The organism is Rhodopseudomonas palustris, from assembly GCF_003591005.1.
In the GTDB taxonomy this organism is placed as follows: Bacteria; Pseudomonadota; Alphaproteobacteria; order Rhizobiales; family Xanthobacteraceae; genus Rhodopseudomonas; species Rhodopseudomonas palustris_K.
Genome location: NZ_QYYD01000032.1, coordinates 18,167 through 42,044 on the forward strand (window position 1 = coordinate 18,167; position 23,878 = coordinate 42,044).

22 protein-coding genes are annotated in these 23,878 nt (G+C 64.9%); 4 read left to right on the forward strand and 18 right to left on the reverse strand.

Annotated features, from left to right (window positions below; all coding sequences use genetic code 11):
- Nucleotides 1-253 precede the first annotated feature (253 nt).
- On the forward strand, nt 254-1,048 hold the full coding sequence (gene cobS / locus D4Q52_RS23075; protein WP_119858923.1) for an adenosylcobinamide-GDP ribazoletransferase: 795 nt from the start codon (nt 254-256) through the stop codon (nt 1,046-1,048).
- Between the two features lie 112 nt (nt 1,049-1,160).
- On the opposite strand, the gene D4Q52_RS23080 is transcribed toward cobS, so the two are convergent.
- The 7 genes from D4Q52_RS23080 to urtA all read right to left on the reverse strand — a co-directional run bounded on the left by D4Q52_RS23080 (nt 1,161) and on the right by urtA (nt 8,232).
- Nucleotides 1,161-1,505 (reverse strand): FmdB family zinc ribbon protein, encoded by a 345-nt coding sequence (locus D4Q52_RS23080; protein WP_119858924.1) that lies wholly within the window; start codon nt 1,503-1,505, stop codon nt 1,161-1,163.
- Nucleotides 1,506-1,777: 272 nt separating this feature from the next.
- Nucleotides 1,778-3,007, reverse strand: a complete 1,230-nt coding sequence (gene fmdA / locus D4Q52_RS23085; protein WP_119858925.1) for a formamidase — start codon at nt 3,005-3,007, stop codon at nt 1,778-1,780.
- 39 nt (nt 3,008-3,046) lie between these two features.
- A complete protein-coding gene (urtE, locus tag D4Q52_RS23090) occupies nt 3,047-3,736 on the reverse strand; it encodes an urea ABC transporter ATP-binding subunit UrtE (protein WP_119858926.1) in 690 nt (229 codons plus the stop codon).
- 194 nt (nt 3,737-3,930) lie between these two features.
- Nucleotides 3,931-4,686 (reverse strand): urea ABC transporter ATP-binding protein UrtD, encoded by a 756-nt coding sequence (gene urtD / locus D4Q52_RS23095; protein WP_119858927.1) that lies wholly within the window; start codon nt 4,684-4,686, stop codon nt 3,931-3,933.
- Between the two features lie 9 nt (nt 4,687-4,695).
- Entirely contained in the window at nt 4,696-5,850 is a 1,155-nt protein-coding gene (gene urtC, locus D4Q52_RS23100) for an urea ABC transporter permease subunit UrtC (RefSeq protein WP_119858928.1), read from the reverse strand.
- A gap of 16 nt (nt 5,851-5,866) precedes the next feature.
- Nucleotides 5,867-6,793: an urea ABC transporter permease subunit UrtB gene (urtB, locus tag D4Q52_RS23105; protein ID WP_119858929.1), complete on the reverse strand. Its 927-nt coding sequence runs from the start codon at nt 6,791-6,793 to the stop codon at nt 5,867-5,869.
- Between the two features lie 179 nt (nt 6,794-6,972).
- The gene (gene urtA, locus D4Q52_RS23110) at nt 6,973-8,232 is read right to left on the reverse strand and encodes an urea ABC transporter substrate-binding protein (protein WP_119858930.1); all 1,260 of its coding nucleotides are present in this window, start codon (nt 8,230-8,232) and stop codon (nt 6,973-6,975) included.
- A gap of 157 nt (nt 8,233-8,389) precedes the next feature.
- Between urtA and D4Q52_RS23115 the strand changes: the two genes are divergently transcribed.
- Together D4Q52_RS23115 and D4Q52_RS23120 are read left to right on the forward strand one after the other, a co-directional pair.
- Nucleotides 8,390-11,758, forward strand: coding sequence for a hybrid sensor histidine kinase/response regulator (locus D4Q52_RS23115; RefSeq protein WP_119858931.1), 3,369 nt, complete (start codon nt 8,390-8,392; stop codon nt 11,756-11,758).
- On the forward strand, nt 11,748-12,677 hold the full coding sequence (locus D4Q52_RS23120) for a response regulator (RefSeq protein ID WP_119858932.1): 930 nt from the start codon (nt 11,748-11,750) through the stop codon (nt 12,675-12,677). Before D4Q52_RS23115 ends, D4Q52_RS23120 begins: the two co-directional genes overlap by 11 nt.
- A 303-nt stretch (nt 12,678-12,980) precedes the next feature.
- On the opposite strand, the gene D4Q52_RS26590 is transcribed toward D4Q52_RS23120, so the two are convergent.
- Genes D4Q52_RS26590 through D4Q52_RS23140 form a run of 5 tightly spaced genes read right to left on the reverse strand, consistent with a single transcriptional unit; the run spans nt 12,981 to nt 16,047 of the window.
- Nucleotides 12,981-13,136: a hypothetical protein gene (locus D4Q52_RS26590; protein WP_182915418.1), complete on the reverse strand. Its 156-nt coding sequence runs from the start codon at nt 13,134-13,136 to the stop codon at nt 12,981-12,983.
- Nucleotides 13,137-13,138: 2 nt separating this feature from the next.
- Nucleotides 13,139-13,855, reverse strand: a complete 717-nt coding sequence (locus tag D4Q52_RS23125) for a hypothetical protein (RefSeq protein ID WP_234831302.1) — start codon at nt 13,853-13,855, stop codon at nt 13,139-13,141.
- Entirely contained in the window at nt 13,852-14,256 is a 405-nt protein-coding gene (locus tag D4Q52_RS23130; RefSeq protein ID WP_119858933.1) for a phage holin family protein, read from the reverse strand. The genes D4Q52_RS23125 and D4Q52_RS23130 overlap by 4 nt, the downstream gene beginning before the upstream one ends.
- 2 nt (nt 14,257-14,258) lie before the next feature.
- Nucleotides 14,259-14,867, reverse strand: coding sequence for a hypothetical protein (locus tag D4Q52_RS23135; RefSeq protein WP_119858934.1), 609 nt, complete (start codon nt 14,865-14,867; stop codon nt 14,259-14,261).
- 19 nt (nt 14,868-14,886) lie between these two features.
- On the reverse strand, nt 14,887-16,047 hold the full coding sequence (locus D4Q52_RS23140) for a hypothetical protein (RefSeq protein ID WP_234831303.1): 1,161 nt from the start codon (nt 16,045-16,047) through the stop codon (nt 14,887-14,889).
- Nucleotides 16,048-16,456: 409 nt separating this feature from the next.
- Here D4Q52_RS23140 and D4Q52_RS23145 point away from each other — a divergent pair, with 409 nt between their 5' ends.
- A complete protein-coding gene (locus tag D4Q52_RS23145; protein WP_119858936.1) occupies nt 16,457-17,965 on the forward strand; it encodes an AMP-binding protein in 1,509 nt (502 codons plus the stop codon).
- 226 nt (nt 17,966-18,191) lie between these two features.
- Here the strand turns inward: D4Q52_RS23145 and D4Q52_RS23150 are convergent, their stop codons facing one another.
- The 6 genes from D4Q52_RS23150 to D4Q52_RS23175 form a co-directional block, all read right to left on the reverse strand.
- Nucleotides 18,192-19,199, reverse strand: a complete 1,008-nt coding sequence (locus D4Q52_RS23150) for an SDR family oxidoreductase (RefSeq protein WP_119858937.1) — start codon at nt 19,197-19,199, stop codon at nt 18,192-18,194.
- A gap of 110 nt (nt 19,200-19,309) precedes the next feature.
- Complete coding sequence (locus D4Q52_RS23155; RefSeq protein WP_119858938.1) at nt 19,310-20,005, reverse strand: glutathione S-transferase family protein; 696 nt, start codon at nt 20,003-20,005, stop codon at nt 19,310-19,312.
- Between the two features lie 223 nt (nt 20,006-20,228).
- Entirely contained in the window at nt 20,229-20,933 is a 705-nt protein-coding gene (locus D4Q52_RS23160; protein WP_119858939.1) for a glutathione binding-like protein, read from the reverse strand.
- Between the two features lie 95 nt (nt 20,934-21,028).
- Entirely contained in the window at nt 21,029-21,682 is a 654-nt protein-coding gene (locus D4Q52_RS23165; protein ID WP_119858940.1) for a hypothetical protein, read from the reverse strand.
- A gap of 77 nt (nt 21,683-21,759) precedes the next feature.
- Nucleotides 21,760-22,101 carry an Os1348 family NHLP clan protein gene (locus D4Q52_RS23170; protein ID WP_147407846.1) on the reverse strand — a complete coding sequence of 114 codons (342 nt, stop codon included), beginning with the start codon at nt 22,099-22,101 and terminating at the stop codon, nt 21,760-21,762.
- Between the two features lie 73 nt (nt 22,102-22,174).
- Nucleotides 22,175-23,710: a B12-binding domain-containing radical SAM protein gene (locus D4Q52_RS23175; protein WP_119858942.1), complete on the reverse strand. Its 1,536-nt coding sequence runs from the start codon at nt 23,708-23,710 to the stop codon at nt 22,175-22,177.
- Between the last annotated feature and the right edge of the window lie 168 nt (nt 23,711-23,878).

Here is a 23,878-nt window from a genome sequence, read left to right on the forward strand (position 1 = left end):
GTCTGCCGACGGCAAGCCCTGGAATACCCCAAACCACGCTTTTGTATCAATGATCAATTTTGGAATCTGATATGTGATATTTCATACATCACTAAGGGAGGCGCCGTTCTCGGCGAAGAAGTGTCACATCGCCCGCGGGCCGGCCGCTTGTCCTAGCGCAAAGCCACCATCTCGTACGAGGCTCGCGGCCAAGGTCGTGGTTGACGCTGCCGGCGAGCGCGCGCAGTTAGATCACCCCCCGTAAAGGACCATCATGTCCGCCGATCCCCTGCCTCGCCGCTCGCCGACCGTCGCGCAGTTGCTCGACGCCATCCGCTTCCTCACCATCCTGCCGGTGCCGAATTCCGAGCGCGCTCCAGAGTCGGACTGGTTGACCCGCGCTATGACGTTCTTCCCGATCGTGGGTGTCGGCATCGGCTTGATCTCGGCGACGGTGCTGGTGCTTGGCGATTCGCTGTTCGGCCCGGGTCTCGCCGCGCTCCTGGCGATCACGGCCTCGGTGATGCTGACAGGCGCGCTGCACGAAGACGGCCTCGCCGACACCTTCGACAGCTTCGGCGGCGGCTGGTCGGTCGAGCGGCGGCTGGAGATCATGAAGGACTCGCGGCTCGGCACCTATGGCGGCCTGGCGCTCGGGCTCGACGTTGCGCTGCGCGCGACTGCGCTGGCGCAGCTGCCGCTATGGGCCGGGCTGGCCGCTCTTGTCGCCTGCCATGCCGCCGCGCGGGCGACGCCCGGCTTTGTCCAGCGCAGGCTGAGCTACGCCGGCGCGATCAGCGGCATGAAAGTCGCGTATGCCGACGAGCCGATGCGCAAGGACGAATTGGTGCTGGTGCTGATCACCGTCGCGCTGGCGTCGCTGCCGCTGCTGCTGGTGTCGCCGCTGGCGCTGATCGCGGGCCTCGGCTGCGGCGCAGCGCTGACCGCACTGATGACCGGCTGGGCCAAACGCCTGCTCGGTGGCTACACCGGCGACGTGCTCGGCGCGATCGAGCAGATGTTCGAGATCGGGTTTCTGCTCGGCGTCGCGGCGGTGCTGGCGGCGTAGTTGATCCGCCAACCTCTCCCCGTCATTGCGAGGAGCGCAGCGACGAAGCAATCCAGCGCTGAGCACGGGGCCTGGATTGCTTCGCTTCGCTCGCAATGACGATGGGGAACCGTCAGTGGCTGATCATCCACGGCCGCGCGGTCGGAAAGCCCTTGGCGCCGCTCTTGGTGCGGGTCTGCAGCCGCGCCGGCTTCTTCAGGCCGGAGCAGCAGCCGCAGCCGGGGGCGTGCTTGGCTTTGTATTCTCCGACGCTCATCGGCGCGTTGCGGCTCTTCTCGTTGGTGGCGTGCGCGCTGCGCTGCGCCGCCGGCATGCAGGAGAAGTTCGGCGCGGTGAGGATGACGCGCGGCGACGACGTCTCACACACCGGGCACGGCTGCGGCTCTTCGTATTCCGACATCGGCCGCAGATCGGTGAACGGCCCGCAGGCGTCGCACATATATTCATAGACTGGCATCGTCGTTTTCCCTTGCGCTGACGATCTGTCGTTCCGCGCGATGGGAGCGGGGCAGCAGATACGCGCCGTCCCGCTCCCCGTCGCGCAGGGAAGGATGAGAGCCCAAGCGAACCACCTATCAACGTCATTGCGAGCGAAGCGAAGCAATCCAGCGCGGTGCACTGAGCCTCTGGATTGCTTCGTCGCGGAGCCTGTACTCGGACGACGCGAAGCGTCGATCCGGGTGCTCCTCGCAATGACGGGGAGAGGTGGTTACTCGGACTCGAACGCTGTTACTTATCCTGCGAGATCGGCATCTGGATGTCGCCCTTGATGTGTTTCACCGGGCCGGCCGAGCTCGGCATCATGTCGAAGTCGAAGATCTCGGTCGGCAGCCACAGCGTGGCGCAGGCGTTGGGGACGTCGACGACGCCGGAGATGTGGCCCTGCACCGGCGCGGTGCCGAGGATCGAATAGGCCTGGGCGCCGGAGTAGCCGAACTTCTTCAGATACTCGATCGCATTCAGGCACGCCTGGCGATACGCCACGGTGACGTCGAGATAGTGCTGCTGGCCCTGCTCGTCGACCGAGATGCCCTCGAAGATCAGGTAGTCCTTGTAGTTCGGCGTCACCGGCGACGGCTTGAAGATCGGGTTCTTGATGCCGTATTTCGACACGCCGTCCTTGATGATGTCGACCTTGATGTGCAGCCAGCCGGCCATCTCGATGGCGCCGCAGAAGGTGATCTCGCCGTCGCCCTGGCTGAAGTGCAGGTCGCCCATCGAAAGACCGCCGCCCGGCACATAGACCGGGAAGTAGATCTTCGAGCCGCGGGACAGATCCTTGATGTCGCAATTGCCGCCGTGCTCGCGCGGCGGCACGGTGCGGGCGCCTTCGGCCGCAGCCTTGGCCTTGTCGTCGCCGGTCAGCTTGCCCATGTGGGCGGTCGGGCCGAACGGCGGGTTGGCAAGGCCGGGCACGCGGGTCGGATTGGTCGCGATCAGCGCGGTCTCACGCTCGTTCCAGGTCGACAGCAGCTTGGGATCGGGCAGACAGCCGATCAGGCCGGGATGGATCAGGCCGGCGAAGTTGACGCCCGGGATGTGGCGCGACGAGGTGTACATGCCCTTGAAGTCCCAGATCGACTTCTGCGCCAGCGGGAAGTGATCGGTGAGGAAGCCGCCGCCGTTCTGCTTGGAGAAGAAGCCGTTGAAGCCCCACAGGCTCTCCTTCATCGGGCCGACGTCGAGCAGGTCGACGACGAGGAGATCGCCCGGCTCCGCGCCCTTGACGCCGATCGGGCCGGACAGGAAGTGCACGATCGACAGGTCGATGTCGCGGACGTCGTCGGCACTGTCGTTGTTCTTGATGAAGCCGCCGGTCCAGTCATAGGTCTCGACGATGAAGTCATCGCCCGGGTTGACCCACGCGGCCATCGGAATGTCCGGATGCCAGCGGTTGTGGACCATCTCGTTGTCGTAAGCGGACTGCGTGAGGTCGACCTTGATCAGTGTCTCTGGCATCGATAACTCCCCTTGTGGACCAGTGGACTTGGTTGGACTTCAGACGGACAGATATTTGGCGACCTGCGCCTCATCGACGCTGGCGCGCGGATCGTCGCGGACGATTTCGCCGTTCTCGATCACCAGCACGCGGTCGGCGACGTCGAGCGCGAAGCTCAGGACCTGCTCGGAGACGATGATCGACAGCCCCTTGGTGTCGCGGATCTGCTTCAGCGTCCGAGCCATGTCCTTGATGATTGACGGCTGAATGCCTTCGGTCGGCTCATCGAGCAGCAGCACCTTCGGCTTGGTGGCGAGCGCGCGCGCAATCGCCAGCTGCTGCTGCTGACCGCCGGACAGGTTGCCGCCGCGGCGGTTCTTCATTTCCAGCAGCACCGGAAACAGCTCGTACAGATCGCCCGGCACATCCTTTTCGCCGGAGACGACGAGGCCGGTCTCGATGTTTTCCTTCACCGTCATGGTCGAGAAGATCATGCGGCCCTGTGGCACGTAAGCCAGTCCCTTGGCGACGCGCTCGTAGCTCTTCAGCCCGCCGAGCTCGGTGCCCTGCATGCTGATCGACCCCGCGCGCTGTGGGATGATGCCCATCAGTGATTTCATCAGCGTGGTCTTGCCCATGCCGTTGCGACCCATGATCGCAACGATCTCGTTCGGCGCGACATTGATGTTGAGCCCGTGCAACACCTCGCTCTGGCCGTAGGCAACGTGCAGATCATTGATCGCGAGCATCGGGATCTCCTCTAGCCGTGACGGTGAGCTCCCTCTCCCCGCTTGCGGGGAGAGGGAGGGTGAGGGGGCGCCTCCGCGAGTCGGAGAGGCTCGGCCGTGGTGAGGCGCCCCCTCACCCGCCGCGCTAGCGCGCGTCGACCTCTCCCCGCGCGCGGGGAGAGGTGAAGCTGCGATCGGGGCGGAAGCCATCATGCTCAATGCCCCAGATACACTTCGATGACCTTGGGATCGTTCTTCACAGCATCCATGGTGCCTTCGGACAGGATCTGGCCCTGGTGCAGCACGGTGACTTTGTGGGCGATGTCTTCGACGAATTTCATGTCGTGCTCGATCACCAGCACCGAGCGGTCCTTGATGATGGTATGCAGCAGCTCGGCGGTCTTGACGCGCTCCGACACGCTCATGCCGGCGACCGGCTCGTCGAGCATCAAGAGCTCCGGATCCTGGATCAGCAGCATGCCGATCTCCAGCCACTGCTTCTGGCCGTGGCTGAGCAGCTCGGCGCTCATGTTGAGCTTGTCCTTCAGGAAGATCATCTCGGCGACTTCGTGGACGCGGTCGCGCACCACGGCGTCGCGGGTGAAGGTTAGCGCGCCGAACACGGTGCGGCCGCGCGGATAGGAGATCTCCAGATTCTCGAACACCGTCAGATCGTCGTAGATCGACGGGTTCTGAAACTTGCGGCCGACGCCGGCCTGGACGATCTGGTTCTCCTTCATCTTGGTGAGATCCTTGTCGCGGAAATGAATCGCACCCGACGTCGCTTTGGTCTTGCCGCAGATCAGATCCAGCACCGTGGTCTTGCCGGCGCCGTTGGGGCCGATGATGACGCGGATCTCGTTTTCCTCGACGTAGAACGACAGATCGTTGACCGCCTTGAAGCCGTCGAACGACACCGTCAGCCCCTCCACCGAGAGCAGGAAGTCCTTGGGTTGATGACCGATCAGCATGGGTCTCTCCTATTCGGCCGGGGCGCCGTCGGCGACGGGGCCGAACGACTTGCCATTGGTGGAGTCAGTGCCGGATTTGCGCGAGGCGAACAGCCGGTCGATGCGCGGCTGCACGTAGTCGGCCCAGATCCCCGCGAGGCCGTTGGGGAATGCCAGCACCACCGCGATGAACAGACCGCCGAGACCGAACAGCCATAATTCGGGGAAGGATTCCGACAGGCTGGTCTTGGCGAAGTTGACCAAGAGCGTGCCGTACACGGCGCCGAGAATCGACAGCCGGCCGCCGACCGCGGTGTAGATCACCATTTCGATCGACGGCACGATGCCGACGAAGGACGGCGACATGAAGCCGACGTTGAGGGCGAACATCGCGCCGCCGATCGCGGCGAACACCGCGGCGACGCAGAACGCGAAGATCTTGAAGTTGGCGACGCTGTAGCCCGAGAACCGGACGCGGTCCTCCTTCTCGCGCATCGCCACCAGGATGCGGCCGAGCTTGGAGCGGCGGATGAACTGGGCGATGAAGATGCAGCCGAACAGCAGCGCCACTTCGAAGAAGTACAACACGATCTTGGCGTGGTCGGGCCGGATGTCCCAGCCCTTGAGCGTGCGCAGGTCGGTCATGCCGTTGATGCCGCCGGTGTAGCCCTGCTGGCCGACGATCAGGATGGTCAGGATCGCGGCGACCGCCTGGGTGATGATGGCGAAGTAGGTGCCGCCGACGCGGCGCTTGAACATCGCGGCGCCGATGATGAAGGCGAACAGCGCCGGCACCGCGACGATCGCGAAGATCGTGAAGGTGAGGCTGTGGAACGGCTGCCAGAAGAACGGCAGCGCGGTGATCTGATTCCAGTCCATGAAGTCCGGAATGCCCGGGGTGGACTGGATCTTGGTGTTCTCCACGCTCGAGGCTTCGAGCTTGAGGAACATCGCCATGCAATAGCCGCCGAGGCCGAAGAACACGCCCTGGCCGAGGCTGAGAATGCCGCCATAGCCCCAGCAGATCACCAGGCCGAGCGCCACGAAGGCGTAGGTGAGATATTTGGCGACCAGATTGAGCCGGAACACGTCGAGGCAGAGCGGCAGGATCACCACCAGCAGCGCCGCCAGAACCAGAATGCCCATCAGCTCTTTGCGGTTAACGAAGCGCGCGTTGTCGTTCATGAGCGTGAGCCTCTGCTTACTTGCGGACTTTGAGGGCGAACAGACCCTGCGGGCGCAACATCAGGATCGCGACGACTGCGAGCAGCGTCAGCACCTTCGCCATCGATCCCGACATGAAGAATTCGAGCGTCGACTGGGTCTGCGAAATGCTGAAGGCCGAGGCGATGGTGCCGATCAGGCTGGCGGCGCCGCCGAACACCACGACCAGGAAGGTGTCGACGATGTAGAGCTGCCCGGAGGTCGGCCCGGTCGAGCCGATCATCGTGAAGGCCGAGCCGGCGATGCCGGCGATGCCGCAGCCGAGGCCGAAGGTGTAGCGGTCGACCTTCTCGGTATTGATGCCGACGGCGCCGGCCATGATGCGGTTCTGCACCACGGCGCGGACCTGGCGGCCCCAGCGCGACTTGTACATCACATAGGCGACGCTGATCGTAATCAGCACGGTGAGGCCCATCACGAACACGCCGTTGATCGGCACTTCGATGCTGTCGGTGACCTTGAGCGAACCGAGCATCCATTGCGGCAGCTCGACGCCGACCTCGCGCGGGCCGAAGATCGACCGATAAGCCTGCTGCAGGATCAGGCTGAGCCCCCAGGTCGCGAGCAGCGTGTCGAGCGGTCGTTTATAGAGGTGCCGTATCAGCGCCCATTCGACCAGCATTCCCAGCGCACCGGACGCGAAGAACGCCAGGATCATGGCGACGAAGAAGTAGCCGCTGAACAGCGACGGCAGAAAACTCTGGAAGAAGTTCGACGTCATCCAGGTGACGTAGGCGCCCAGGATCATGAACTCGCCGTGGGCCATGTTGATGACGCCCATCTGGCCGAAGATGATCGCGAGGCCGAGCGCCATCAGCACGTAGACCGAGAACAGGATCAGGCCCGCGAATCCCTGCATGACGAAGATCGAGCCGAGATCACCAATCGAATAGTCGCCGAACATGGAGGCTGCCCCTGCTGAGTTGAAATGACCCGGACGCGGTGAGACTACTGGCGCGCGCCACACTCGCCGCCGTCATGCGCGGGCTTGACCCGCGCATCCATCTCCTTGCGAAGAGGATGGATCGCCGGGTCAAGCCCGGCGATGACGATCGGAGTGCGTGGCCAGCGCCGGCGCGCCGCTTACTGGTAGCCCTTCGGGAACGGATCGGGCTCGACCAGGTCGGCGGTTTCGTAGATCACCTCGAACTGGCCATCGAGCTTGGCGCGTCCGACGCGGGTTTTCGACCACAGATGGTGGTTCGGGTGGATCCGGACGTAACCTTCCGGCGCGCCCTTGAACTCGACGTCCGGCGAGGCCGCGGCGATCTTGTCGACGTCGAACGAGCCGGCCTTCTCGACCGTCAATTTCCACAGCCACGGGCCGAGATAGGCAGCCTGGGTGACGTCTCCGATCACCGTCTTCTCACCCCACATCTTCTTGAACGCGGCGACGAACTTCTCGTTGTTCTCGTTCTTGAGCGACTGGAAGTACTTCATGCACGCGTAGGCGCCCGCGATGTTCTCGCCGCCGATGCCGTCGATTTCGTCCTCGGTGACCGAGATCGTCAACAGCGCCTGCTTCGACAGGTCGATGCCGGCCGCCTTGAGCTGCTTGTAGAACGCCACGTTGGAGCCGCCGACGACGTCGGTGAAGATCACGTCCGGCTTGGTCAGCTTGATCTTGTTGATGACCGAGTTGAACTGGGTGTTGCCGAGCGGATAGTATTCTTCGCCGACCACCTTGCCCTTGAGGACGTTCTCGACGTGCTTGCGGGCGATCTTGTTCGAGGTGCGCGGCCAGATGTAGTCGGAGCCGATGAAGAAGAAGCTCTTGGCGTTCTTTTCCTTGGCGATCCAGTTGAGGCCAGCCAGGATCTGCTGGGTCGCTTCTTGGCCGGTGTAGATCACGTTCTTGGACTGCTCGAGGCCTTCATAGAAGGTCGGGTAGTACAGCATGCCGTTGTACTGCTCGACCACCGGCAGCACCGCCTTGCGCGACGCGGAGGTCCAGCAGCCCATGATGGCCGCGACCTTGTCGTTGACCAGCAGCTTCTTGGCCTTCTCGGCGAAGGTCGGCCAGTCCGAGGCGCCGTCTTCCTGAATGAACTTGATCTTGCGGCCGAGTACGCCGCCGGCGGCGTTGATCTGTTCGATCGCCAGCTTTTCGGCCTGGATCGAGCCCGTCTCGGAGATCGCCATCGTGCCGGTCGCCGAATGCAGAATGCCGACGGTGACTTCGGTGTCGGTCACGGCAAGGCCGGTAGTGTTGACCGCCAAGGTCGCCGGCGCCTGGGCGAAAGACGCGCGCGGCAACATCGTGATCGCCGGAATCGCGGCCATTCCCATCAGAAGCTTGCGCCGGAACGGCGAGTGAAGGCCCTGCTGTTTGTCGTCTGCCATGAACTACCCCTTCGTGTTGTTTGGACGCGTGTGCAGCCGGGGCAAACGATCGGCGAATTTTTACGCTGTACCGATACGCAAGATCACGTATGTTGCATCGCAAGATCGCGACGTAAGTTTTTTCACACGCAGGAAGCGTGGCAGAGGGAGAACAAACTTGGCGGGGCGGCAGCGCATCGACCGCGTTCGGCGCCAGTACAATCAGTGGGTCGCTAATCAGACCCTCGAGGACTACGCGCTCCGCTTCACCGCCAAGAGCGCGCGGCGCTGGTCCGCGCTTCGCGTCGCCAACACCGCGCTTGGCGCGATTTCGTTTCTGGCGCTGGAGGCGATCGGCGGCACCATCACGCTGAACTACGGCGTCACCAACGCCGTCGCGGCCATCATGGTGGTCAGCGTGATCATCTTCTGCTGCGGCCTGCCGATTGCCTATCATGCAGCCAGATGTGGCGTCGATATAGACTTGCTGACGCGCGGCGCCGGATTCGGCTATATCGGCTCGACCATCACATCGCTGATCTATGCCTCTTTTACGTTCATCTTCTTCGCCATCGAGGCTGTTATCCTGGCCAAGGCGCTGGAGATGTGCTTCGGCCTGCCGCTGGCGCTCGGCTATCTGTTCAGCGCGGTGGTGATCATTCCGCTGGTGACGCACGGCATCACGCTGATCAGCCGGTTTCAGCTGTGGAGCCAGCCGTTCTGGATCCTGCTGCACATCCTTCCGTTCGCGGCGATTGCGATCAAGAGCCCGGAATCCTTCGTCGGCTGGACCAGCTTCGCTGGCGCCCACGGCAATCCAAACGGCCACCTCGATCTCCTCCTGTTCGGCACCGCCGCCTCGGTGGTGTTCGCGCTGGTGGCGCAGATCGGCGAGCAGGTCGACTTCCTGCGCTTTCTGCCGCGCGACCGCCGCACCTCGAAAACCGCGTGGTGGGCCGCGATGATCAGCGCCGGTCCAGGCTGGATCATCCCGGGTGCGCTGAAGCTGATTGCCGGATCCTTCCTGGCGTATTTCGCGCTGAGCCACGGCGTCAATGTCGAGGACGCCGCCGAGCCGTCCCATATGTATCGCGAGGCGTTTCGCTACGTGCTGGCGCAACCGGAGCTGGCGCTGGCGCTGACCGGCGCGTTCGTGATGCTGTCGCAGATCAAGATCAACGTCACCAACGCCTATGCGGGCTCGATCGCCTGGTCGAACTTCTTCTCGCGGCTCACCCACAGCCACCCCGGCCGCGTCGTCTGGCTGGTGTTCAACGTGCTGGTGGCGCTGCTGCTGATGGAGATCGGCGTCTACAAGGCGCTGGAGCACACGCTGGCGCTGTACTCCAACGTCGCGATCGCCTGGGTCGGCGCGCTGGTCGCCGACCTCGTCATCAACCGCCCGCTCGGGTTGCGGCCGCGGCAGATGGAATTCAAGCGCGCGCATCTTTACGACATCAACCCGGTCGGCGTCGGCTCGATGGCGATCGCCACGGTGATGTCGATCACCGCGTTCTACGGCGTGTTCGGCCCGACCGCCAAGGCGCTGTCGCCGTTCGTGGCGCTGCTGGCGGCTTTCATCGCTGCGCCGGCGATCGCGCTGCTCACCCGCGGCCGCTACTACATCGCGCGCAAGCCGAAGCGGAGCTGGCAGAACCTGCCGGCGATCAAGTGCTGCATCTGCGAGCACGCCTTCGAGCCAGAGGACATGGCGCATTGTCCGGCCTATGCGGGGCCGATCTGCTCGCTGTGCTGCTCGCTCGACGCCCGCTGCCACGATCTGTGCAAACCGCACGCGCGGTTCGACGCGCAATTCACCGACGCGCTCGGCAAGGTGCTGCCGCAGCGCGTCCAGGCGCTGGTGAATTCGCAGGCCGGGCACTATCTGCTGGTCTTCACCGTGTCGGTCGGGCTGGTCGGCATCGCCTTGCTGATGATCTATCTGCAGGCCGCGCCGGCGACCCAGGCGCAGCATATTCTGCTGTCCGAAATTTTGTGGAAGCTGTTCTCGGCGCTCGTCATCATCGTCGGCGTGGTGACCTGGCTGTTCGTGCTGGCGCGGCAAAGCCGGCAGGCCGCCGAGGCCGAGACGCGGCGGCAGACCGCGCTGCTGATGCAGGAGATCGACGCGCATCGCCAGACCGACGCCGAGTTGCAGCGCGCCAAGGAAGTCGCCGAATCCGCCAACCTGGCCAAGAGCCGCTACGTCGTCGGCCTCAGCCACGAGCTGCGCTCGCCGCTCAACGCCATCAGCGGCTATGCCCAGCTGCTCGAACAGGACAGCACGCTGCCGCCGCGGCCGCGCGACCAGATCCGGCTGATGCGGCGCAGCGCCGATCATTTGTCGGGGCTGATCGACGGCCTGCTGGATATTTCCAAGATCGAGGCCGGCCGGCTGTATCTGTCGCGCGACGAGGTGCGGTTCGGCGAATTCCTCGATCAGCTGGTCGGCATGTTCCGGCTGCAGGCCGCCGCCAAGGACGTCGAGTTCGTCTTCAAGCGCCCGCAATATCTGCCGCCGGTCGTCTACGCGGACGAGAAGCGGCTGCGCCAGGTGCTGATCAACCTGCTGTCCAACGCCATCAAGTTCACGCAAACTGGCAGCGTACAGTTCATCGTGCACTATCGGAACCCGGTGGCAGAGCTCGAAGTACGCGACACCGGCCCCGGGATTCATGCTGACGATCTCGAGCGGATCTTCGCGCCGTTCGAACGCGGCGCCCTCGGCGTGTCGCAGCCGCACACCGGGACGGGCCTCGGCCTGACCATCAGCAAGCTGCTCGCCGGCGTGATGGGCGGCGATCTCAGCGTCACCAGCACGCTCGGCCAGGGCTCGACCTTCCGGGTCAAGCTGCTGCTGTCGGAAGTCACCAACCCCACCCGCACCCGCGCGATCCGGGCACCGATCCTCGGTTATCACGGCCCACGCAAGACCATCCTGATCACCGACGACGACCCGGCGCAGCGCAATCTGCTGCAGGAGCTGCTCGCGCCCCTCGGCTTCATCGTACTCAGCGCGCCGGACGGCTTCACTTGCGTCAGCCTCGCCGAGCATTGCCAGCCCGATCTGTTTCTGCTCGATATTTCGATGGCCGGAATGGACGGCTGGACCGTGGCCGAGACGCTGCGAACCAATGGACACCACCACGCCCGCATCCTGATGGTGTCGGCGAGCGCCATCGAAGCCCACGGCGCGCCGCTGGCGCAGCCGTTTCACGACGGGTATCTGATGAAGCCGGTCGACATTCCGCGGCTGCTCGAGCAGATCGGTCAGTTGCTCAAGCTCGACTGGATCTACAAGGGCGACGTGCCTGAGACGCGGGAAGCGCAAGGCGAGGTTCTGACGCCTCCGATGCAACACGTCGAGGAATTGATCGAGCTCGGCAAGATCGGATACATCCGCGGCATCGAGTCAAAGCTCGATCAGATCGACACCGACTATCCGGAGTCGGCGTTGTTTGTTTCGCAGATCCGCATGCTGGTCGAGCAGTTCGACCTCGACCAGTACATGAAGACCTTGAACACGCTGTATCGTCATGGCCAATGATCTGAAGAAGCGCGATATCGTTCTGGTCGTCGACGACTCGCCGGAGACGTTGCGGATGCTGACCGACGCGCTCGACGGCGCCGGCATGACCGTGATGGTGGCGCTCGACGGCGCCGCGGCGATGCGCATCGTCGAGCAGATCACGCCGGACATCATCCTGCTGGACGCGGTGATGCCGGGGCTCGACGGCTTCGAAACCTGCCGCCGGCTGAAACGCAATCCGGTGCTGTCCGACGTGCCGGTGATCTTCATGACCGGGCTGACCGAGAGCGAGCACATCGTGCGCGGCCTCGAAGCCGGCGGCGTCGACTACGTCACCAAGCCGATCGTGATCGCCGAGATGCTGGCGCGAATCCGTGTGCATCTCGGCAATGCCCGCGTCAGCCAGAGCGCCCGCGCCGCGCTGGACGTCTCAGGGCGGTTTCTGCTCGCGGTCGACCGCGTCGGCAAGGTGCTGTGGGCGACGCCGCAGGCGCAGAAGCTGCTCGCCGCCGGCGACGCATCGGAAGACGGCGTCAGGTTGGATCTGCCGAAACCGTGGCTGGATTGGCTCGAGCAGGTGCACAGCGGGCTCGCACAAGCCAAAGCTCCTATCAAGGCATCGCTCCTCCGCAACGACGAACTGCGGCTGCAATACATGGGCAAGCTCGGCCCAGACGAATTCCTGTTGCGGCTGGCGCGCGAGAGTTCGGTCGAGTCGCCCAAGGAGTTCGCCGCCGAGTTCGGCCTGACCAGCCGCGAGAGCGAAGTGCTGGCGTGGCTCAGCAAAGGCAAAACCAACCGCGACATCGCGCAGATCCTCGGCCTCAGCCCGCGCACCGTCGACAAGCATCTCGAACAGATCTACGCCAAGCTCGGCGTCGAAAACCGCACCGCCGCCGCCGCCATCGCGACGGGGGCGAGTCGAAGAGATAGTTGAGATACGGCACTGTGCGTTTGAGATTCGGACACAGCCGCAAACCTCGGCGTCATCCTGAGAGCCTGGCTCGAAAATGCGGCCTATAGAATTAGGCACTTTGCTATCCGCGCGTCATGCCCGGCCTTGTGCCGGGCATCCACGCCTTGCTGAAAGAAATGCAGCAAAGGCGTGGATGGCCGGGACAAGCCCGGCCATGACGGCGGAGAGGCTGGAAGATCTTGCCAAATCCGATCAGCGCATATCAGCCGGTAGCAACGAAAATGGCCGGGACGAGCCCCGGCCATCAGAACTAATTCGATCTGCCTAATGCGTATTGCTGTCCTGCCAGCGCTCCAAATCAGGCTTGGAGGGAGCATCCTCGGTCGTCTGCGAGCTCTGGTCGGGCTTCTTCCAGGGCTCGCGCGTGCCGCTTTTCATCGCGTCGCCGGGACGATCGTCGGGCTTCTTGTCGTCGTCCATGCTTACTCCAATCTGAGGTTTTCCTCGGCGGCGGACGCTACGCGCTTGGCTTTGTCGCCAACCTCGCCGACCGCCTTCATCACGCCTTCCGGCGTCAAGCCTTGACGGCGCGCTTCTTCGGTCGCGGCGCTGACGGCATCGCGCGCCGCGGCGCTGACACGTTCATTGGCGTGGCTGACGAACTCACGCGCCTGGCTCTTGAAATCATCGCTGGTTTCGCCGAACAAATCGGCCTCCACCGTGGTCGCAGGCAGTGAGGCGGCAATGCCGGCGCCGATGGCGAGGCCGAGTGCGCCGAGCAGCAGCGGCTGCTCTTCGAACAGCTCGCTGACTTGGGCCCGCGCAACGCCGAACAGCTCGGTGCTGCGCTCCGGGATTTCGCGGCCAACACCGCTGACGCGGTCCAGGGCGGCGGTGCCGGTTTCACGCACCGCGCTGACCATGCCGGAAGCTCTCGCGCTGACGTCACCCAGGCTATCGCTGAGCCGGTCCTGCACGTCGTGCATTCGCGCACGACCAGTATCGACCAGATTCGACGCGACGTCCGGGACGCGGTCGAGTCCGGCGCTCTGCGCCAGCCGCGAGATGCGCTCGCCGGGCCTGCCGCCGGTGAACAGCCACAACACGCCCATGCCGATCAACGCGGTCGACACCGGGTTGCGACGCATCGCGTCGCCAAGTTCGTGAATGAAAGGCATCGCCTTGCTCTCGTTACTCACTTCACCATCTCCTTGGCGGCGATCTTGTCGCGCTGCAGCTGATCAATCGTCATGTTCGGCTTGAGAGTCTCGGGCGACAGTCGGCTGACGCCGATCCACATCAGCACGCCCGCAACGATCACGGTGCCGCCGCCGGTGATCAGATAGGCCAGCGACGACGCCATGCCGTTTTCGACCAGCAGAGCCGCAAGCGCGAGCAGCAGAACCACTAAGCCGGGGATCAGGATCACTGCCCCCGCGCCCATCATGGCAGCGGCGCGTCCGATCTGACTGACTTTGTCGGACATTTCGGCCCGCGCCAGATCGAACTCGTTGCTGATCAGCTTCGAGAACTGGTTGAACGCATCGCCGACCAATTCAGGGATCGACCGATGGCCGGGTCCCGGAGACGTCGCCGTCATCCTCAGCTCCGTTCGTCGTTATTGAACCGCGGCGCCGCTGCGGTTTGCTGACGCGCGCCGCCCGAGCTCTTCAGAAAGCGGACCGCGCCGAATCCGGCCAGCACGGCGATGCCGAGAAACGCGGTCGGTTGCCGCCGAGCGAAATCCTGCACGCCGCGCACCAGCGTCGAGATATCGCCCTGCTGGACGGTGTCGGAGATCTCCTCGACCTTGGATGCCGCCTTGCGCAGATACACGCCGGCGATCGGCAGGTCGTTGTCGAACTCGCGCGACGCCCGGCGGATCGCCTCGGCGACCCCGCCGATGTAATCGGCGCCGGCCGCACGCTGCTCGTCGGCGCGGCTCTTCAGCGCTTCAGTCGCTTCGGAGGCGAACTCACGCGCCGCGCCGGCCAGACCCTCGGCTTGGGCTCGCGCTGCGCCGACCGACTCCTCGGCCAGCCCGACAACACGCTCCTTCAGATCACGCCCCTTTTCGGAAGCCTGATCCACCGCCTCGTTGACGGTGGCCTCGGCGTCCTTCTTGACTGCCTTCAGCGGTTGCGTGGCCCGCACACCGGCGCCGTTGCCGGGCTTGTCGTTCTGTCCCATCTTCTCGAATTGCTCAGCCATCCCTGATCTCCGTCCTATCTCAATGTTTGTTCTGCGAAGGCGACTCGAAGGTCGAAACCGCGGCGTCGGCGACCTTGCGGGCGCGTTCGCCGATATCCCGGACCTGATCACCTAACTTGTCCGGAGTAAGCCCCTCCTGTTCGGCGGCACCGACCGCGCTTTGATAGACGTCGCGGCCCTTCTGCTTCACCGTCTCGAGGCCCTGATTGATCGTGTCCTCGGCCTGCTCGCGCAACTTGCGACCGGCTGCGCCGAACACCTGCTTCTCGGCGCGCAGCCGCGGGATCGCGCTGGCGATCAGGCCGCCGACCACGAGGCCGATCCCGGCCACCAGCAACGGGTTGTTGCTGACCGTCTGGGTAACGTTGCGGCTGGCACGCTGGCCGAAATCGGTCGCCTGATCGCGTACCCGCGCTGCCGCCTGCAGGCTGGCATCGGCGGTGTCGCTGACTTTGTGACGCAGCCGCGCCGCAGCTTCAGCGGCGGTTTCGCCGACGGACGCCGCCTTGTCGCGGACCGAAGCCGCCGTCTCCCGGATCGCGCCCGTCACCGCATCGGCGAGGCCGGCACCCTGGTTGGCGGCGTGATCGACTTCGCCCGCAAACGCCTCACCCGCCGCGGCAGCAGTGCGGCCGAGCTGGTCGGTTTGCGACGAGACCGAGCGGCTGAGGTCTTCACCCTTGTGGCGCAACTCCGCGGCGGTGGAAGCGGCGGCGCGGCGGAATTCGTCGGCCTTGGTGCTGGCTGCATCGCCGGCCGCCTGAATGGCGCCGGACGCGTAGTCTCGCGCCGCGACGGCGGAGTCGGCCATATCGGCACTGAAGGTGCGGGCACGGCGCTCGACCTCGCCGGCCAGATCGGCGGCTGCCGCCGAGGCACGCTGGGTCAGCTGCTGACCGGATTTCGAGCCGGCCAGATACAGACCGGCGCCGACCATCAACACCGGGGTAGGAATAGCGCGGACGATCTTCCACAGCGGGTAAGCCAGCGTGGCGCCCACCGCGACCGCCTGCACCGGATTGTGCCGAATAGTGTCGTTGACCTTATCGGCCAGCTCCTCGCCGCGGGTCTTGATGTAGCTGGTGACGTCGTCCTTGATCGCCTGCGGCGAGTAGCGCTCGCGCAGGTCGCTGGCGGTGTCTGCCACGGTCGCCTTCAGCTCGCCGACGGTCTGCGTCAAACCGGCTCGGGCGCTTTCCGTTTCGCGTCGGATCTCGTCCAAAGTTCGAGCATCGTGCGCCATTGGTTCCTCCAGAAGTTGTGAGCGTCCAACTCGGTCAAGCTGACGATGTTCCTCATCCGAAGGACATTCAACAGCAGCCGTCCGACACATGGGCGTCGGCGCGGGCGATCGGAAGACGCGCGGCTGAGCCCGCGACGAAAATTGCGCCGCTGGCCGGCTGCCACGGCGGACGGGGCCGTCTATGCGGTAATCTGATCAGGATTGGAGTGAGCGCGTCGGACCAACCAACTTTCAGGTGTCCCCTAACAGCCAAATTTCGCTACAAGGCGACGAGCGCCGCCAACGCATGGCGCGCATAGAAGGAAGCCGGCCAGCCACTGGACCGACGCTCCAAAGGGGGAAAAGCATGGCGCTCCACGACTTCACCCTGGGCGATGTCTATCGCCGCAACGCAGCGCTATATCCGAACCGCACGGCCTTCGTATTCGACGGTGGCGTCCGCCTCACCCACCGCGGCTATCTGCAGCGGATCGAGCGGCTGGCGGCGGGGCTTCGGCGCGATGGCGTCGAGCGGGGCGACCGCGTTGCAATCCTGTCGCAGAATTGTCCGGAGATGGTGGAGCTGATCGGCGCCGCCGGGCTGATCGGCGCCATTCTGCTGCCGGTGAACTATCGGCTCGGCTCCGAGGAGATCGCCTTCGTGCTGAGCGACGGCGCGCCGGCGATGCTGATCGCCGGCAGCGACTATCGCGATCTCGTGGCCGGGCTGCAGCCGTCGCTGCCAAGCGTTCGGCGCGTCTACGCGATCGGCGCCGATCCGGCTCCGTTTGCAGCATTCGCGGAGTTGTCAGCCGACGAGGCTTTCATGCCGTCCGAGGTCGCGGCCGCCGACGGCTTCGTCATCATCCACACCGCTGCGGTCGGCGGACGGCCGCGTGGCGCCTTGATCTCACAGGGCAATCTGCTGATCGCGCAAAGTTCGCTGGTCGAGGCGTGGCGCCTGACGGAGCGCGACGTCAACCTCGGCATGCTGCCGCTGTTTCACGTCACCGGCCTTGGCCTGATGCTGACGCTGCAGCAGGCCGGCGGCGCCAGCGTGATTTCCGCCAAGTTCGATCCGGCGCAGGCGGCGCGCGACATCGCCGCCGAACGGGTGACAGTGCTGGCGGAGTTCGCCCCGATGCTCGGCAACATCCTCGATCAGGCGACGCCGGAGCAGCTGACCAGTCTGCGCGCCGTCACCGGGCTGGACACGCCGGCGACGATCGAGCGGTTCGAGCAGCTTTGCCCGCAGGCGACATTCTGGGCGACGTTCGGCCAGTCCGAAACGTCGGGGCTGTCGACCTTCGCGCCGTATCGCGACCGGCCCGGCTCGGCGGGAAGACCGTTATTTTGGCGGACCGTGGCGCTGGTTGACGCCGACGACAAGCCGCTGCCTCCCGGCCAAGTCGGCGAAATCGTGCTGCGCGGGCCGACCGTGTTCAAGGGTTATTGGAATAACGAGGCCGCCACCGCCCACGCCTCTCGGGGCGGCTGGCACCACACCGGCGACATGGGCCGGTTCGACGAAGATGGCTACCTGTTCTATGCCGGCCGCGCGCCGGAAAAAGAGCTGATCAAGACCGGCGGCGAGAACGTCTATCCGGCCGAGGTCGAAGGCGCACTGAAGCAGCATCCGGCGATCGCCGAGGCGGTGGTGATCGGCGTACCCGATCCGCAATGGAGCGAGGCGATCAAGGCGGTGTGCGTGCTGAAGGCCGGACAGAGCGTCGAGGCCGAGGCGCTCGCCGACTTCGTCGCCGGCCTGATCGCGCGCTACAAGAAGCCGAAGCATTTGGTGTTCGTGGAAAAGCTGCCGACCACCGCGACGGGGACGATCGACCGCGCCGCGGTGAAGGTGACGCACGGCGGCTGACGAAACGCGACGGGCGGAAGGATATTCGAAAGGCGACTTGATAAGCGGAGCTTTATGAGCAGCAACGTAATTTAAGCGCAGCGATTTGACCGCCCCCTCCGCGAGTCATTCCGGGGCGCCCGCTCTTGCGGGCGAACCCGGAATCTCGGCGGCTGCTTCTTTTCCATCACATCGGGATTCCGGGTTCGCGCAGCTTCGCCGCGCGCCCCGGAATGACGGCTCGGCGCTACGGCAGCCCGCCGCCGCCCATTGCGCCATAGACCTGACCGGTCGAGAAGCTGGCGTCGTTGGCGGCGAGCTGGACGTAGATCGAGCCGAGCTCGGCCGGCTGGCCGGGCCGCCCCAGCGGCGTGGCGCCGCCGAATTTCTCCAGCTTCTCCATCGTCGCGCCGCCAGACACCTGCAGCGGCGTCCAGATCGGACCAGGCGCGACCGCGTTGACCCGGATGCCCTTCGGGCCGAGCTGCTTGGCGAGCGAGCGCACGTAGTTGGTGGTTGCCGCTTTGGTCTGGGCGTAGTCGTACAGCTCCGGCGACGGATCGGTCGCCTGCTCCGACGACGTGCCGATGATGGAGGATCCTGGCTTGAGATGCGGCAGCGCCGCCTTGATGATCCAGAACGGCGCGTAGACGTTGGTCTTCATCGTGGCGTCGAAGTCTTCGGTCGTGACGTCCATGATCGAAGCGCGGGTCTGCTGCCGGGCCGCATTGTTGACGACGATGTCGAGTCCGCCGAGGCCATCGACCGCCTGCTGCACCAACTGCTTGCAGAAATTCTCGTCCTTGAGGTCGCCGGGGATGGCAAGGCCCTTGCGGCCTTCCGCCTTGATCAGGTCGATGACCTGCCTGGCGTCCTCCTCTTCGGCCGGCAGATAGTTGATGGCGACGTCGGCACCCTCGCGCGCGAACGCGATCGCGGCGGCGCGGCCCATGCCGCTGTCCCCGCCGGTGATCAGGGCCTTGCGGCCGGCTAGACGACCCGAACCTTTGTAGCTCTTCTCGCCGTGATCCGGCGGCGGGTTCATCTTCGAGGCCAGACCCGGCCACGGCTGAGTCTGCCGCTCGAACGGCGGCTTCGGATACTTGCTGGTGGGATCCTCGAACGGTGCGGCGGTGGACGCGGCGCCAGTCGTCGGAGCGTCTTTGGCGAAAGCGGGAGCGGCGGTGGCGGCAACGCCGAGCACGCCGGCGCCTGCGCCGCCGACCACGTCCCTGCGGGAGAGTTTATCGATCATGTCTGATGTCCTGCTGATGTCAGCGGCAACCTCAGCCATGATCGATCGTTCCACGCCGGGATTCGGCGCTCACCTCACATTGGCGCGCGCATCGAAGATCGATCGCCGGCTCAAACCGGATAGCCGCCCGAGTTGCGCGCCAGGCCGCCGAACGCATCCAGCAACTTGTCGCGCCAGGCGTAGATCGGGTCCGAGGTCTCAAGTAGCGCGAAGGAACTCACGGCCCGCGCCCACTGAAATCCGCCAAACACAATATAATCGGCGTAGTTCGCCCGATCGCCGCCGAGGAACGGCTGCGTCTTCAGCGTCAGGCGCATCGGGTCGAGGGCTTTGCGGAAGCCGATCACCGCCTTGTCGCGACCGGCCGTGACCTCTTCCAGCAATTTGTCGAATCGCGCCCCGCGGGTCTTGCGGAAATACGCGGCGTCGTCCGGGCCGAGATGAGGCGGAATGTCGGCGACGATCATCGGGAAGATGCCGCCGATCACCACGACATCGCCCCAGGCGTTCAGCATCCGCGCCATCGCCCGGCCACCTGCGCCGTCGAACAGCGACGGCCGGTCCGGATAGGTGTCTTCGAGATACAGCGCGATGGTCCAGGAGTCGGCAACGGTTTTATCGCCGTCGAGCAGCACCGGCACCTTCTCGGAGCCGTACGGCATCAACGCGCCTTTGTCGGTGAACCGCCACGGGATCAACTCCACCTCGAGCCCTTTATGGGCCAGCGCCATTCGGGTTCGCCAGCAGAACGGCGAGAATGGCCGCGCCGGATCGGTGCCGACGAGATCAAACAGCTTCAAAGTCATGGCGTTTCCCTGCGTTGAATCGTCTTTATGATTGTGCACGGTGCGACGTCTCAGAAGACGACAGCATCGGTCAAGCCCTCACCCCTCCACACCCCCGTCATTCCGGCGCGTTTGCTCTTGCGAGCGAATCCGGAATCTCGAAGTTGTGGCAAAGGCTGGTCGCAGAACGCATCGAGATTCCGGGTTCGCGCTGCGCGCGCGCCGGGATGACGGCTGCGTGGGCTTACTTCACCACCGAGGCGGTTTGGCCGAACAGCAGCTTCTTCTCTTCCTCGGTGCGGATTGTCGGCTGGCCGAAATTCGGATTGACCTCCTTGGCGCGGGCATAGGCGCGCTCGGTTGCCGGTCGCGCCGCGATCGTCTCCATCCAGCGTTTGACGTGCGGGAAGTCGTCGATGTTCTGGCTCTGGTTCTTGTACGGCACGATCCACGGATAGCTCGCCATGTCGGCGATCGAATATTCACCGGCAATAAATTCGCGGTCGGCGAGGCGCTTGTTCAGCACGCCGTAGAGCCGGTTGGTCTCATTGACATAGCGGCTGATCGCGTAGGGAATTTTCTCGGGCGCGTAGTTGTTGAAGTGATGGTTCTGCCCGGCCATCGGGCCGAGCCCGCCCATTTGCCAGAACAGCCATTGCAGCGCGTCGTTGCGGCCATACAGGTCCTTCGGCAGAAAGCGGCCGGTCTTGTCGGCCAGATACAGCAGGATCGCGCCGGACTCGAACACCGACAGCGGCTTGTCCCCGGCCGGGTCGTGGTCGACGATCGCCGGCATCCGGTTGTTCGGCGCGATCGCCAGGAAGTCCGGCTTGAACTGATCGCCGGCGCCGATGTTCACCGGAATGATCTTGTAGGGAAGCCCGGCCTCTTCGAGAAACATCGTGATCTTGTGGCCGTTCGGCGTGGTCCAGTAATACAGGTCGATCATGCAAGGTCTCCGGCTCGATCGCACCGGAGGAAGGACCGGCACGCGCATCGGGGAAAGATGCGTTTGCATGAAATTCGCAGAGCGCGTCGCGCCCGTCAATTGCTGGCTGCGATCATGAACAGGAGAAGCTCAGCCGCGGCCAGCGCCGCGAAAGCGCCCTGGGCGCGGCGGCAGACGGTCGGCTCGTGCCACGGCCAGTTGCGCCGTGCGCCGTACACGGCGATGCCGTCGATCACTCCGAACAGCGCCACCGCCGGCAACGCCCACAGCGCCAAATGGCTGCCGTCGATCGCCAGATAGACGAGGCCGCGTGCACCGACATGGCCGACAACCGCCGACAGCCGCTCGATCGGCACCGCATAGCGCACGCAAAAGGAGCGCCTCGCCCCGCGCAGCCATGCCGCGACGACGTCGTCGGGGGGCGTCGGCCCTGACAGCGAAAGCGCCAGGATATAGACGACTTCGCCGCTGCCGGCACCGACACCGAAGCCGACAGCGTCGACCAGCGGCAGTGGTGCCAGCAGGGCCAGCGCGATCGCCGCAGCGCCGAGTTCGCACGCTGCAGAGACAGCGCCGTCGATGACCGCTGCGGCGAGCGGCTCGAGCGCGGCGAGCGGCGGCCCCGACGCCCGCGCCAGCGCGAATTTCACCGCCACCGAGACGGCCCACACGGCCGCGCCGGCGCCAAGCGACAGCCACGACGCACCGAACCAGACTGCGGCAGCGGGCGGCCCGATGGCCAGCGCCACCAGCGCCGCCAGGCTGACGACGGACCATAGCGGCGGCGGCGCCTCCGGCGACGTCGCCGCTTCGGGGTCGGGTGTGGTCAGCGGTCGTCCGCCTGAGGCGCGGTCGCCACCACCGCGCTGCTGACGACGACGTTGACCGCCGGCTTGGTGCCCTTGGTCAGGACGCTGACCACCGGCTTCACGATCGCCGACACTGCGCGCTGCGGATCGCTGGCGAGATCGGCAGCCAGGGCCACCGGATTGACCGCGGCGGCCGGCCGTTTCAGCGCGGCGCTCTGGTGAGCGTCGAGCCTGATGCCGGCATCGGTGAGCGCCTGCTGCGGGTCGCTTTCGAGCTGCGCGGCGAACTTCTCGTCGGTGAAGATGCGCCCGATCAGGCTGGCGAATTGCTGGTCTTTCTCTGTGCTTACTGAGGTCATGTCGTCCTCCTGAGGCGCCGCCTCCGCTTCGCGGACGCCATCGCTGGAAAAGTCGGGACGGGCCCGACGCTCTTCACGCATCGATGTGGCGAAGCGGTCGCTCCATCGAAACCTCAAGCCGGTTAGGACGGGGGAATTTGGTGGCAGTGTCGATGCCCTCCGGCATCGACACCTCACGCAGACTGGCAAGTCCATCGGGCCGACGGCCACGCACCTCGTCCGGATAGTACAAGGCGATCGGCTCGGGATGGCCGTATTCCACCATCGGACGGTCGGGCGAGCGAACTCGCGCCACGTTCTGCAGCGCCGCCACCATGGTCGACACGCCCAGGATCTCGTCAGGCGTCAGCTGCACACCGGAGCGGAACAAGTACAAGTCTCGGAAGAAGCCGAAGTCATTGTACATCGCCTCGCTGACCTTGCCGGCCCGGCGATCCGCCTCCCATAGCCGCGATCCCGGGATCTGGCAGTACCACTGCAGCAACACGCGGACACCATATTTGACGAACAGATGGCCGGCGAATGCGCAGGTCCTGCGCACCTCAGCGACGCCTTCCCACGGCAGGCCGACCACGAAGGAGAAGTCGGCCTTGCTGGCGAGGCCGTGGGCCTGCAACATCGCCGCGGCGTCTTCAAGGATTTTGGTGGTCGTGCCCTTGCCGATCTTCTCGAGGCCTTCATCGTAACCGCATTCCGCACCGACCAGGAATTGACCGGTGAACTCGGCGATCGACGGCACAAGCCCATCGTAAAGCAGATCCGGCGCGCGGGAATCGAAGATCAAAGACGGGTTCAGGCCGCGGCGGCGGATCAGCTTGCTGATTTCGATGGTGCGCTTGGGATTGAGCGAGAACTCGTCGTCGATGATGTGGATCATGCCCAGCGAGGTGCGCGCCGCCTGCGGCATCATCGCAGCGAGCCGCTCGACGAATACCTCGGCCGGCATACCGCGCCACGACTTGCGATACGACGTCGAGCAGAACGAGCAGTCGAACGCGCAACCGCGCGAGGATTCGATCGACAGGCCTTTATAGACCTGGTCCGGCAGTTGGCTGAAATCCGGCAGCGGGAAGCGTCCGAGCTGATTTTTGCCGAGCTTGGCTGGAATCGGGTTACGGACCACCTCGCCGCTTTGGTCGCGCCACGACAGGTTGGGCACACCGTCGAGCCCGCTGCCGCGCTCCAGCGCCGCGCACAATTCGCACAGCGCCACCTCGCCCTCACCACGGATGATGTAGTCCACATGGAAGGTATTGAGAATGTAGTAGTCGAACATGGTCGGATGAATGCCGCCGAGCACGACGCGGGCATCGGGGCGGGCGCGGCGGACCTGGCGCAGCACGCGGACCGCGGTCGGCCACGACATCGAACTGGCACCGATCCCGACCAATCCGCAATCGGCAAGATCGGCCGCATAGGCATCGATGCAATCCGTCCCGTCGGCGATCAGGTCGGCGACGCGTGCGTCGTGGCCGGCCTCCCGCAAGACCGCCTGCAGCAAATAGATGCCGTAAGGCGGACACTCGCGAACCGCGTCCATCGCGATCGGCGCCGGCTTGTCGGCGAAGATGTCGTCCATGATCGGCGGCGCGAACAGCAGCACCTTCATAGTCGCCCCCTGCGTGAGCCAAAAGAAATTACGCGAATATCTCCATTTATGCAACCTTAGATTGCATAGCACGCCAAGGCTTTCTTTGGCGGCTTCGGGCTAGAGTTTGGGTAGCCTCCGCGCGTCGAGGTCGGCCTGCCCTCCCTGCCTCAATCAGGTCATTCCGGG